A 9,722-nucleotide genomic window follows, 5' to 3' on the forward strand; every position below is an offset into this window, starting at 1 on the left:
GTAGCGGGCGGAGCTTTGCGGCTGTCGCAAGGAGCAGGAACATGGATCATTCGGCCTCTAAAATCGACGCCACATGGGGCGAGAAAACCGGTCTGGGTACGACCCAGATCGAATGGATCGAACTGGTCGGCGGCTTGCCGGAGCAAGATTCGCTTTTCCTTCGCGACCTGATCGGGCGGCACCGTGAGCAGTTCGTCGGTGTGTTCTATGATCGTCTGATGAGCAATCGTGATGCGGCAACTTTCCTGTCCCAGAAAATGGTCCAGGAGCGCCTGCACAACTCGCTGAGCGATTGGCTCCTGAAAATGTTCGAGAGAACCGCCGGCGATGTTGACGCATTCATCCGTGAGCAGCGCAAGGTCGGCGAAGTTCATGCCCGCATCGACGTGCCGATCCATGTCGTCATGCAGGGCGCGCGTCTGCTCAAGAACGAGATCGTTCGCCAGTTGAAGCTGGAAGTTGCCACACGCGAGGGTCTGGCGCGTCTGATCGTGCATGTCAGCAATGCAATCGACATTGCGGTTGAAATCATGAGCCAGTCCTTCGTGAAAGACGCGCGCGAAAGTGCCCAGACCGACGAAGCCTATCGGGCCTTTACGCTGAGCCATGATTTTCCGCTTGAGCGAGAATCGCAACGTGCCGCACTCATGGAATGGAGCCAGTCGCTCCTTTTCAATCTCTATGGCAATCCCGACAGCCCGCTTCACACGCTGGCCAGCTCGGACTTCGGATTGTGGTTGCAGCACAAGGCCGATCTCATGTTCTCCAATTCCTCGACGCTGGAAAATATCCGCCGGAATGTAGAACATATAGACAATGTGCTTCTTCCGGCCATCAACGGCGCCCGCAAGGATAACCCGAGTGAACTCGCTGCCTCCCTGTCACTGTTCCAGACGAAGATCGGGGAAGTGAAGTTTCTGCTATCCGAACTTTTTCAGGCGGCTGCGGCCATGGAAACGGGTCGCGATCCTCTGACCCGCGCGCTCAATCGTCGTTTCATGCCCTCGATCCTGACCCGCGAAGTGCGCATGGCGTCCCAAAAGGCAATGGATCTTAGCGTTCTGATGATCGATATCGATCATTTCAAGAACATCAATGACACCCACGGGCACAGCAGCGGCGATGCGGTTCTTCAGCAGGTGGCCGAAACGATCCTTTCGCTCTGCCGTCCAAGCGATTTCGTGTTCCGCTATGGCGGGGAGGAATTTCTGGTCGCGCTTGTCGAAGCCGACGAGGACAAGGCATTTGCAATCGGCGAGGAACTGCGCAGACAGATAGCCCAACAACCTATGAACCTGCCCGATGGCGCACGTCAGTCTGTCACCCTGTCCATCGGTGTTGCGGCATTCAACGGCCATCCGGATTACAGCCACCTCGTGAACGCTGCTGACCGGGCGCTCTATCGCGCCAAGCAAGCCGGTCGCAATCGCTGTGAAAAGGAAGTGCCGCTCGCGATTGATTGATTGCAGAGGCATTTTGACATCTGGCGGTTACACTGCAAAACCGCCATATGCTCCCATTATGACGAATAGCTCCGTTTTCCCCGTTTCCGAAATTGCCTCACCAAAGCCGCGCGAGCGCGACGCGCTGGAGACGCTTTTCCTGCCGCAACAGGCTGATGCACCGCCCGTGGACTGGATTGTCGCAGACGGGCTGACGGACTACGAGGAAGCACTTGCCTTCATGGAAGCGCGTGTGCAGGCCATTCGGGAAGGCACCGCTAACGAACTCGTATGGCTGGTCGAACATCCTTCGCTTTACACGGCAGGAACAAGCGCCAATGCAAGCGACCTGCTGGCGCCCGACAGCCTGCCCGTGTTCAACACGGGGCGCGGCGGGGAATATACCTATCACGGGCCAGGCCAGCGTGTTGCCTATGTGATGCTGGACCTGAAACGCCGCCGCGAGGATGTGCGTGCCTTCGTGACGGCGCTCGAACAATGGATCATCGAGAGCCTGGCCGAGTTCAACATCAAAGGCGAACGGCGTGAGGATCGCGTTGGCGTATGGGTAACGCGGCCTGAAAAGCCCCGCCTGGCCAATGGCGGCATGTGCGAAGACAAGATCGCGGCTATCGGCATCCGTCTGCGGCGCTGGGTGAGCTTCCACGGCATAGCCATCAATGTCGAACCGGATCTCAACCATTATTCCGGCATCGTGCCTTGCGGCATCTCCGAACATGGCGTTACCAGCCTTGTCGATCTGGGCTTGCCGGTGACGATGGGCGACATGGACGTCGCTTTGGGAAAGGCGTTCGAGACGGTATTCGGTCCGCGTCAGCTCAAATAGTTCTGCTCACGCCACTGCGTCGGCCTTCACCCGGCGCTCGCGCATGAAAACATAAAAACCCGATCCGACGATGATTGCGATACCGAGCCATTTCGATGGCGTCGGGAAATCGCCGAATACTATCAGGCCAACCAGAACCGCATTGACGATTTCAAGATACTGGAACGGCGCCAGCATGGATGCTGGTGCGAGCTTGAACGCCTGCACGACCATGAGGTGACTGACAGTGCCGATTGTTCCAAGAAGCAGCAGGAGCAGCCAGGGCTGGATGCCCTGCGGCAGCCCGAAACTCAGATCGCCAAGCCCCGCCGCAGTTCCATAGATCATGGCGAGCCCCGCAAACATCCAGCCGCCCACACCGGCATAAAACTGCATGACAAGCGGGCTTTCCTTCGCACCGTATTTGCGATTCAAAATGAGGTAGATCGCAAAAGTTACGGCGGTCGCGAGCGGCAGAAGCGAGACCGCGCCGAAAATCTCGAAACTCGGCTGGATTACTATCATCGTCCCGATGAGACCGATACCGACAGCACTGAATCTTCTCCAGCCCACTTTCTCCTTCAGGAAAATGGCCGAAAACAGCGTCAGAATAAGAGGCTCGGCAAAGAAGACGGCCATCGCATCGGCCAGCGGCATATACTTGACTGCCGTAAAGAAGCAGAGCCCGCCAAACCCCATCAGCGCACCGCGAATGAGGTTGCCTGCCAGATGCTGCGTTCGCAACGCTGCGAAGCCGCCGACCATGAGCAGGATGAAGAACATCAGCCAGCACTGAACGAAGAAGCGCATGAAGGTCACGGTTGCCGGAGGCATATGGTCTGCCATGGCGAGCCACTTGCCGATGGCATCCATCAGCGGCAGCAGAAGCACCGAGAGCACCATGATCGCCATGCCTTTTACGTGCGCTTCCATGCCGCCTGTCGCGCTGCTCTGCATTTCAAACTCTCGGTATCTGGAATGTCCCCGCTATGGCTCTATGCGAACTGCCGCAGCGTTTCCATCCAATTTGACCGGAATTGCCCCGCTTGTTTGACTTTCGACCACTTTCTGGTGCAAATCAGTTCCGTTCTGAACAAAACCCTTTGAAAAAGCCGTGCGCAAACGGAACGTAAGGCGAACTTTAGTCGCCTTTCGCGAGCGCGCGTGGCATCATTCAAGTGATTCGCGAACAGTATTTTCCGGTCTTTGGCGAGCAGGCTCGACAGCGGCCTCCTGAAATTCAGATAGAGAGCTTTTCGGAACAAATGGACGATAGCAACGATCTCTTCTCGAGAGTGGTCAACAATGCCCGGGCCCGAGAACAGGAACAGGGGCGACAGAGCGAAAAACCTGTGGCGCCGCAACCTGTTGCGCAGCCGGTGGCAGCGCCGTCGCTCTCTGTTCCAAAGCCGGTAACGGCCAAGGCGCCGCCTGCTTCATCGGCAGGCGATGACTATAATGCTTCATCCATCCGTGTTCTGGAGGGTCTGGAACCCGTACGCCTGCGCCCCGGCATGTATATTGGCGGCACGGACGAAAAGGCGCTGCATCACCTCTTTGCGGAAGTCATCGACAACTCGATGGACGAAGCGGTGGCAGGACATGCCAATTTCATCGAAGTCAGTTTCGATGCCGACGGATTTGTCACCGTTTCGGACAATGGGCGCGGGATTCCAGTGGACGAACATCCTCAGGTTCCGGGAAAATCCACACTCGAAGTCATCATGACCAAGCTGCATGCTGGCGGCAAATTCGACGGCAAGGCTTATGAAACGTCAGGCGGCCTGCACGGCGTGGGTGTTTCGGTGGTGAATGCCCTTTCGGATGTGCTTGAAGTGGAAGTCGCACGCAATCGCCGTCTTTATCGGCAGCGTTTCTCGCGCGGTATTCCGCAGGGCGGACTGGAAGATGTCGGCGAAGTGCATAACCGTCGCGGCACCCGTGTCCGTTTCCACCCGGACCCTGATATCTTCGGCAAAACGGCGCAGTTCGATCCGCATCGTCTCTATCGCATGGCGCGATCAAAAGCCTATCTGTTCGGCGGGGTTGAAATCCGCTGGAACTGTGATCCTTCCCTCCTCGACCCGAAGAAGGAGACGCCTGAAAAGGCGGTGTTCCACTTCCCCGGCGGCCTGAAAGACTATCTGGAGGCATCGCTCGGCAAGGAACATCAGGTCACGCGTGAGGTTTTCGCAGGCAAGACCGAAAAGCAGGGTGGCCACGGCGCGGTTGAATGGGCCGTTTCATGGTTTGGCGGGGACGGTTTCGTCCATTCCTATTGCAACACCATCCCGACCGGCGATGGTGGCACCCACGAGGCAGGCTTGCGCATTGCGCTGACACGCGGCCTGAAAGCCTATGCGGAACTGACCAACAATAAACGCGCCTCGATCATCACCACTGACGACGTGATGGTGTCGGCGGCGGGAATGTTGTCGGTCTTTATCCGCGAGCCGGAATTTGTCGGCCAGACCAAGGACAAGCTGGCGACCGTCGAAGCGCAGCGCATCGTGGAAAATGCAATCCGGGATCCGTTCGATCACTGGCTGACGGCTTCGCCGCAAGAAGCATCACGCCTTCTGGAATGGGTAATCGATCGTGCAGACGAGCGTTTGCGCCGCCGTCAGGAAAAGGAAACTGTCCGCAAAAGCGCTACGCGCAAGCTGCGCCTGCCGGGCAAGCTCGCCGATTGCACCCAGAACGCTGCGGCTGGGGCGGAACTGTTCATCGTCGAGGGTGACTCGGCAGGCGGTTCGGCCAAGCAGGCACGCAATCGCGCCAACCAGGCCATTTTGCCGTTGCGCGGCAAGATTCTGAACGTTGCCAGCGCAGGACGCGAGAAGCTGACGGCGAACCAGCAGATTGCAGATCTCATTCAGGCACTTGGTTGCGGCACACGCAAGAACTATCGGGAAGACGATCTGCGCTATGATCGCGTCATCGTCATGACCGATGCTGACGTCGACGGTGCGCATATTGCATCCCTGCTCATCACATTCTTCTATCAGGAAATGCCGGACCTGATCCGCAACGGCCACCTCTATCTGGCAGTGCCTCCGCTTTTCCGCTTGAGCCAGGGCGGAAAGGTCGCCTATGCGCGAGATGAAGCCCACAAGGATGAGCTTTTGCGCACCATGTTCACCGGGCGCGGCAAGGTGGAAATAGGCCGTTTCAAAGGCCTTGGCGAAATGCGTGCCGAGCAGCTCAAGGAAACGACCATGGACCCGAAGAAGCGAACGCTTTTGCGTGTCCAGGTGGACGAAGAATATGTCGATGAAACCCGCAACACGGTCGATGAACTGATGGGCACCAAGCCGGAAGCCCGTTTCCGTTTCATTCAGGACCGGGCGGCTTTTGTCGAAGAGCTGGATATTTAGAGCACGTTTCCAGAAAGCCTGAACTGCTCGTGTCCCATGAACGGCAACTCGCAAGCGCGATGCCGTTCATTCTCTTTTTCAATAAAACTATTTAAGCCATTGTTAAAATGAAGCTTCAAGCTTTCACATCGATGCCGAGCTTGGCTTCAATTTCCTCAATCGATTCCTTGACGAAGAATGTCTGGTCCGTGCTCAGCGTCACAATACGCGTGCCGGTTCCATAAGTATTGTAGCACAAAACATGATTGAAATTCACGGCGAGCTTCTCCCCGTTTACTTCCGTCAACATGATCCACATCGCTTGCCTCCTCGTGATGTATTCACTCTCAAGAAGGATAGGCGCGACAGAACGTTCGGCAATGGTTGCGACAAGCTGGCTTCAAAGCTTTGCGCGCATTCTCACCTTTTCAACCTGTTTCCCGAAGCTTTCCGACCACTCCTCTCCTTGCCACTCGATCCGGAAACCAACCTTTTCATAAAGATAGATCGCGGGGAGATTATCCGCATGCGTCCCGATCACCGCTTCATCGAAGCCGTCGAACAGGACTTGCGCCATGAGGGCATCAAGAAGCTGTCCGCCAATTCCCTGACCGTGGCAGGGCGGATCGACCCATAGGTCGGAAATGTAATTGCTTCGAGGCACTCTCGCACCCCAGCCCGCAATAATTCCAGCCTTTTCGGCGGTCAGCACACCATCAGCATTCTCTTGAAGGTCGTGCAGGAATTTGGCTTCCAGCGCGTGCTGCCGATCAGCAGCCAGTTCCACACCACGAGCCGCAATCCGCCACGCCCTGACTGCCAAGGCGGCCATGGAAACAAATTCGCCGGGGAAGCCCCGGCGAATAAGAAGATCGGATTTTACCACCATTTTGCCGGAGTAAACCGTCCGGCTGCCTGTTCGATGGCGTGCGCCGCCTGGAATAGCGTCTCTTCCTCGAACGGGCGTCCGATGAGCTGAAGGCCAAGTGGCAGGCCGTGGTCATTGACGCCCGCAGGCACGGCAATGCCCGGCAGGCCGGCCATGTTGACCGTCACCGTGAAGATGTCATTGAGGTACATCTTTACCGGATCGTTGGCGAGGTCCTCATCGGCAAGGCCAAAGGCAGCCGATGGCGTCGCTGGGGTCAGGATCGCGTGAACGCCCTTGGCGAATGCGTCCTCGAAGTCCTTCTTGATCAATGTGCGTACCTTCTGCGCACGCAGATAGTAGGCATCGTAATAGCCAGCCGAGAGAACGTAAGTGCCGATCATGATGCGGCGCTTGACTTCCTTGCCGAAGCCCGCCGCGCGGGTCTGTTCGTACATGTCGGCAATGTCCTTGCCCGGCACACGCAGACCATAACGCACACCGTCATAACGGGCGAGGTTCGAGGACGCCTCCGCAGGCGCAACGATATAATAGGCAGCCAGCGCATATTTCGTGTGCGGCAGCGAAATATCGACAATTTCCGCACCGGTATCTTTCAGATACTGAATACCCTTCTGCCAGAGTTCCTCGATTTCGCCCGGCATGCCATCGACGCGATATTCCTTCGGAATGCCGATCTTCATGCCCTTGAGCGATTTGCCGAGAGCAGCTTCGTAATCCGGAACAGGCAGATCGACGGACGTGGTGTCCTTGAGATCAAGCGAAGCCATCGATTTCAGCAGGATAGCCGCATCGCGCACGTCGCGGGCGATCGGCCCGGCCTGATCGAGCGAGGATGCGAAGGCCACCGTGCCCCAACGCGACACGCGGCCATAAGTCGGCTTGATGCCAACCGTGCCGGTAAAAGCCGCTGGCTGACGGATCGATCCGCCTGTGTCGGTTGCGGTCGCGCCAGCGCAAAGCTGCGCTGCAACCGCGGCAGCCGAACCGCCCGACGAACCACCCGGTACCAGGTCGGCGTTGGAACCCTTGGCGCGCCATGGATTCTTGACCGCGCCATAATAGGAGGTTTCGTTGGACGAGCCCATGGCGAATTCGTCCATATTGAGCTTGCCGAGCATAACCGCGCCATCCGCCCACAAATTGGCGGTGACGGTCGATTCATATTCCGGCTTGAAACCGTCGAGAATGTGGGAGCAGGCCTGCGTGTGCACACCCTTGGTCGCAAACAAGTCCTTCACGCCCAGCGGAATGCCTTCCAATGCGCCCGCCTCGCCCTTGGCGATGCGCTCATCCGAAGCCTTCGCCATCGAACGCGCCTGATCGTGTGTCACCTTCACGTAAGCGTTGATGGTGTCATTCGCAGAGTCGATAGCGGAAAGATAGGCGTCGGTCAGTTCGGTCGCTGTGATGGCTTTGGCCTTCAGCTTGTCTCGCGCCTCGGCAATGGTCAGTGCGGTCAGTTCGCTCATCGTCAAATCCTGTCAGTGCGCCTCAGTGAGACGCTTTTCAAAAAAGGCGCTGTATTCAGATTCGGGATAGTCCAGAACCACACCGCAGCGCGTAAAACCTGAATTCTCATAAAGCCGCCATGCCCCGGCAAAACCGGGACCAGTTCCCGTTTCGAGTACCAGACGGGTAACGCCGCTCGCCCTCGCCAGATCGACAATCGCGTCGACCAGAATAGAGCCAACGCGCTTGCCGCGCACTTCCGGGAGGGTAAACATGCGCTTCACCTCGGCGATGCCATCTCCATGCATCTTCAAGGCACCACACCCGACAGCCCTGCCGTTTTCGTCGCGCGCTACAAAGACCGTCGTATCCGGCCCCGCCATCTGCTCCACCGTCATCTTGAACTGGAATTCCAGCGGCGACAGCGGCAGGAGATGCGCATTCAGGCCGTCGACCAGCGCGCGCACATCGTCCTGCAAAGGGGGCTCGACTGAAACCCGAATGGCCATGACCTACTCCACGACCTTTGGGACGACGAAGAAATTGTCTTCCGTAACCGGTGCGTTGGCGACCACTGCGGCAGCAATGCCGCCATCGGTCACCTTGTCTTCGCGCATGCGCATGTCCATTGGCGTAACGGAAGTCATCGGCTCGATACCGTCGACATCGACTTCGTTCAATTGTTCGACAAAGCCCAGAATAGCATTGAGTTCGCCGGTCATGCGTTCGGCATCGTCGTCGCTGACAGCGATGCGCGCCAGATGCGCGACGCGCTTGACGGTGGAAATATCGACGGACATCCTGTTCTCCGCAAATGCACTAACTTTGTATCCACGCACATCTTGTCCGAAAACCGCATTGCATGTTCCGGGATGCGCTTCAGATCGGGCGGCGACCCGCCACCCCTGAAAAGGTTTCCTACCGGCTATAACGGCGCGACTGTTGAAGCGCAACATTTCTTGCGCCTCAAAAGGCCTTTAGAAGCTGTGGACAGTTCCAGCCGGATCGGTCAGCACTTTTGTCTCGCGATGGTCTGCCATTCCGGCCACGAACTTGTCCGCCGTCTGATCGATGATGGGGAACGAGCCATAATGGCACGGCAGCACGGTTTTGAAATTGAAGTAACGCTGGCAGGCGAGAGCCGCAACCGCACCGCCCATCGTAAAGCGATCGCCAATGGGAACGATCCCGATCTCAGGCTGATGAAGCTCGTTGATAAGCCCCATATCGGAAAAGATATCCGTGTCTCCCATATGGTAAAGCGTCGGCGCGTCCTCGAAATGGAACACCAGACCGTTCGGATTGCCCAATGCCTGCGAGACGCCGTTTTCCGTCAGCATTGCCGAGGAATGAAGTGCGTTGACGAATGTGATGGTAAAGCCGTCATGCGCCACCGTGCCGCCAGTATTGCCGGGATCAACCTTTTCCACGCCCTGACTGCCGAGCCAGCTTGCAAGATCGGCGTTGGCGATAACCGTCGCACCATGTTCCCTGGCAATTGCTACCGTATCGCCGACATGATCGCCGTGGCCGTGCGTCAGCGCGATGTGAGTTACACCGCTGGTTACTTCCTTGAAATCTATGCCCTTCGCACCGGGATTTCCGTTGAGAAACGGATCGATGAGAATGACGGCCTTTGCAGTTTCAACGCGGAAGGCGGCGTGGCCAAGCCATGTAAGTTTCATAAACTCTCTCCTCAATCTCTGTTTCCGGCTCGATTTCCAGTTTGCGAACAGATATGACGCCAATAAAGTTGA

General features: G+C 57.3%; 10 protein-coding genes. 3 read left to right on the forward strand and 7 right to left on the reverse strand.

Features of this window, described 5'->3' with window-relative positions:
• Positions 1-41: 41 nt before the first annotated feature.
• Positions 42-1,463 (forward strand): GGDEF domain-containing protein, encoded by a 1,422-nt coding sequence (locus ABWW28_RS09490; RefSeq protein ID WP_176587727.1) that lies wholly within the window; start codon positions 42-44, stop codon positions 1,461-1,463.
• Positions 1,464-1,521: 58 nt separating this feature from the next.
• Positions 1,522-2,289, forward strand: coding sequence for a lipoyl(octanoyl) transferase LipB (gene lipB, locus ABWW28_RS09495; RefSeq protein WP_176587726.1), 768 nt, complete (start codon positions 1,522-1,524; stop codon positions 2,287-2,289).
• 6 nt (positions 2,290-2,295) lie between these two features.
• On the opposite strand, the gene ABWW28_RS09500 is transcribed toward lipB, so the two are convergent.
• Positions 2,296-3,225, reverse strand: a complete 930-nt coding sequence (locus ABWW28_RS09500; RefSeq protein ID WP_006468924.1) for a DMT family transporter — start codon at positions 3,223-3,225, stop codon at positions 2,296-2,298.
• A gap of 308 nt (positions 3,226-3,533) precedes the next feature.
• Between ABWW28_RS09500 and parE the strand changes: the two genes are divergently transcribed.
• Positions 3,534-5,645: a DNA topoisomerase IV subunit B gene (gene parE / locus ABWW28_RS09505; protein WP_006471386.1), complete on the forward strand. Its 2,112-nt coding sequence runs from the start codon at positions 3,534-3,536 to the stop codon at positions 5,643-5,645.
• 115 nt (positions 5,646-5,760) lie between these two features.
• Here the strand turns inward: parE and ABWW28_RS09510 are convergent, their stop codons facing one another.
• From ABWW28_RS09510 to ABWW28_RS09535, 6 genes are all read right to left on the reverse strand, one after another.
• A complete protein-coding gene (locus tag ABWW28_RS09510; RefSeq protein ID WP_006471387.1) occupies positions 5,761-5,943 on the reverse strand; it encodes a hypothetical protein in 183 nt (60 codons plus the stop codon).
• A gap of 81 nt (positions 5,944-6,024) precedes the next feature.
• Entirely contained in the window at positions 6,025-6,513 is a 489-nt protein-coding gene (locus ABWW28_RS09515) for a GNAT family N-acetyltransferase (RefSeq protein ID WP_176587725.1), read from the reverse strand.
• On the reverse strand, positions 6,504-7,985 hold the full coding sequence (gene gatA / locus ABWW28_RS09520; RefSeq protein ID WP_176587724.1) for an Asp-tRNA(Asn)/Glu-tRNA(Gln) amidotransferase subunit GatA: 1,482 nt from the start codon (positions 7,983-7,985) through the stop codon (positions 6,504-6,506). The genes ABWW28_RS09515 and gatA overlap by 10 nt, the downstream gene beginning before the upstream one ends.
• Before the next feature lie 12 nt (positions 7,986-7,997).
• Positions 7,998-8,474, reverse strand: a complete 477-nt coding sequence (locus tag ABWW28_RS09525) for a GNAT family N-acetyltransferase (RefSeq protein ID WP_176587723.1) — start codon at positions 8,472-8,474, stop codon at positions 7,998-8,000.
• A 3-nt stretch (positions 8,475-8,477) separates the two neighbouring features.
• Positions 8,478-8,765 (reverse strand): Asp-tRNA(Asn)/Glu-tRNA(Gln) amidotransferase subunit GatC, encoded by a 288-nt coding sequence (gatC, locus tag ABWW28_RS09530; protein ID WP_006471389.1) that lies wholly within the window; start codon positions 8,763-8,765, stop codon positions 8,478-8,480.
• A gap of 177 nt (positions 8,766-8,942) precedes the next feature.
• Entirely contained in the window at positions 8,943-9,650 is a 708-nt protein-coding gene (locus tag ABWW28_RS09535; protein WP_176587722.1) for a metal-dependent hydrolase, read from the reverse strand.
• Positions 9,651-9,722: the final 72 nt, after the last annotated feature.

It is taken from the genome of Brucella sp. NBRC 14130 (assembly GCF_040371715.1).
In the GTDB taxonomy this organism is placed as follows: domain Bacteria; phylum Pseudomonadota; class Alphaproteobacteria; order Rhizobiales; family Rhizobiaceae; genus Brucella; species Brucella intermedia.

Excerpts from the sequence above, each read along its gene's own strand:
- ABWW28_RS09515 (WP_176587725.1), bottom strand. The coding sequence starts at position 6,513 with ATGGTGGTAAAATCCGATCTTCTTATTCGCCGGGGCTTCCCCGGCGAA.
- gatA (WP_176587724.1), bottom strand. The coding sequence starts at position 7,985 with ATGAGCGAACTGACCGCACTGACCATTGCCGAGGCGCGAGACAAGCTG.
- ABWW28_RS09490 (WP_176587727.1), top strand. The coding sequence starts at position 42 with ATGGATCATTCGGCCTCTAAAATCGACGCCACATGGGGCGAGAAAACC.
- parE (WP_006471386.1), top strand. The coding sequence starts at position 3,534 with ATGGACGATAGCAACGATCTCTTCTCGAGAGTGGTCAACAATGCCCGG.
- lipB (WP_176587726.1), top strand. The coding sequence starts at position 1,522 with ATGACGAATAGCTCCGTTTTCCCCGTTTCCGAAATTGCCTCACCAAAG.
- ABWW28_RS09500 (WP_006468924.1), bottom strand. The coding sequence starts at position 3,225 with ATGCAGAGCAGCGCGACAGGCGGCATGGAAGCGCACGTAAAAGGCATG.
- gatC (WP_006471389.1), bottom strand. The coding sequence starts at position 8,765 with ATGTCCGTCGATATTTCCACCGTCAAGCGCGTCGCGCATCTGGCGCGC.
- ABWW28_RS09525 (WP_176587723.1), bottom strand. The coding sequence starts at position 8,474 with ATGGCCATTCGGGTTTCAGTCGAGCCCCCTTTGCAGGACGATGTGCGC.
- ABWW28_RS09535 (WP_176587722.1), bottom strand. The coding sequence starts at position 9,650 with ATGAAACTTACATGGCTTGGCCACGCCGCCTTCCGCGTTGAAACTGCA.
- ABWW28_RS09510 (WP_006471387.1), bottom strand. The coding sequence starts at position 5,943 with ATGTGGATCATGTTGACGGAAGTAAACGGGGAGAAGCTCGCCGTGAAT.